Genomic DNA, 253 nt, shown 5'->3' on the forward strand with positions numbered 1-253 from the left:
GCTGGACCACGGGCGCGGTCGCGAGTGCCCGTGATTCGGCGAGCGTGCGCGCCCAGAAGTCGTCGAAGTCCGCGGGCTCGGCCACGTCGGGCCGGAAGGAGCGGAGCTGGTCCAGGGGCTGGCGCGCCTCGTCGACGCTGACCCGCGCGGCGCGGAGCTGTTCCATGCCGGCATCCGGATCGCGCGGCAGCAGCCGCTCCGCCAGTTCCAGCTGCAGCGCGATGACCTGGAGGTGATGCCCCTGCAGGTCGTG

General features: G+C 73.5%; 1 protein-coding gene. It reads right to left on the bottom strand.

The annotated features are described in order from the left end of the window. Positions 1–253, bottom strand: a 253-nt coding sequence (locus tag SB658_RS25865) for a histidine kinase (protein WP_410603332.1), incomplete at both ends; no start/stop codon positions are given.

Source organism: Bacillus sp. SIMBA_008, assembly GCF_046535495.1.
GTDB classification, from domain to species: domain Bacteria; phylum Bacillota; class Bacilli; order Bacillales; family Bacillaceae; genus Bacillus; species Bacillus subtilis.